The organism is Bradyrhizobium elkanii WSM2783, assembly GCF_000472865.1.
GTDB lineage: Bacteria > Pseudomonadota > Alphaproteobacteria > Rhizobiales > Xanthobacteraceae > Bradyrhizobium > Bradyrhizobium elkanii_A.
The window spans coordinates 1-1,309 of record NZ_AXAP01000211.1 but is presented as its reverse complement, the minus strand read 5'-3'; the positions used below and the strand labels follow the sequence as shown (position 1 = coordinate 1,309).

At 60.9% G+C, this 1,309-nt stretch carries 2 pseudogenes; one reads left to right on the top strand and one right to left on the bottom strand.

The window, feature by feature from the left end:
- Positions 1-299, top strand: a pseudogene (locus YY7_RS59965) (transposase); the annotation flags it as partial.
- Between the two features lie 361 nt (positions 300-660).
- On the opposite strand, the pseudogene YY7_RS0149885 reads toward YY7_RS59965, so the two are convergent.
- A pseudogene (locus YY7_RS0149885) lies at positions 661-1,083 on the bottom strand (M16 family metallopeptidase); the annotation flags it as partial.
- Positions 1,084-1,309 lie beyond the last annotated feature (226 nt).

Sequence of the window (1,309 nt, the reverse complement as noted above, 5' to 3'; positions counted from 1 at the left end):
AACTTCACGTCATCCTGGACAACCTCAACACGCACAAGAAGAATGAGCGCTGGCTCAAAAAGCACCCCTTGGTGCAGTTTCATTTTACGCCGACGCGGGCATCTTGGCTCAATCAGGTCGAGACCTGGTTCTCCATCCTGCAAGGCCAGTCGTTGAACGGTGCATCATTCACCGCCGTCACGCAGCTACAGGAGCACATCGATGCCTTCATCCGCGCCTACAATGAAAAAGCACAGCCCTTCGCCTGGACGAAGAAACGAGTCCGCCAAAAGCGGTTCGTTGGTGAAACTTTTTTGACGATCTGGCAGAGATGCTGGTCAGGTGTTTGGCCGTCCGAGACAGCGCCGCCGGCATCCAATTCGAGGCCAAGAGCCCAGGCTCCTTCTACCAATTGTAGCCGATCTGACCTCCGGCCAGGAACACAGGGCTATCGACGAGGTCACCGTAAATCGACCGACCATAGGGGATCACGAAACGATGACCGGCCGTAGCCGCCTCCCACGTGCCCGCCGATATATCCTCCGGTCCGGCTCCACAGTGCCGGTGGGACCTTTGCTGCCGGCTTAAGATCGGCCGAATTGACGGCACCGCTTGCAACGAGCGCAGCTGTTGCGGCACCCCAACGAAGTTCAGATCGCATATCACCTCACGAACACAAAGTTAGTTAGGTGTTGCCGGCGTTGCGGCTGATGGCGCGGCGGCCGGTGGGCTGACGGCGGGCGGCGGCGTTGCGGCGGATGGGGCACTGGCCGGCTGGGCCGCGGCCTGCGGGGTGCGGCCGACGACGACCGTGAGCAGGCCCTGGCCCCAGAGCCGCTGCGATACCTTGCGGGCGTCGTCCAGCGTCACCGCGTCGACGATGGCGTTGCGCTTCTCGATGTAGTCGATCGGCAATTTGTCGGTCTGATACTGCAGCATCGCCTGCGCGAGCTTCGAGGAGGTATCGAGCGCCAGCATCTGCGAACCCTTCAAATACGACTTGGCCTCGTCGAGCTCCTTCTGGGTCGGGCCTTCCTCGGCCATGCGGCGGACTTCCTTCTCGATCGCGTCCACCGTCTCGCCGGCGCGATCGGCGCGGGTGCCGTTCTAGCATCCACCGAGACCGTCTTGCCCCCTCAAACTCTTCTTCGATCAGTACTAGCTTTTCTTCGGCAGAGCGCCGACGCCGCACCTGACGGAAGCATCGATGCGGTCTCCCATGGCTCATCATGAAGCTGAAATGGACCCGCGGAGCGGGACCGCTTGAACCGGTTTGTTAGTTGGAAACTGACTGCTCCTGATCCCTTTCTATCACGCAGCCAGAGACGCT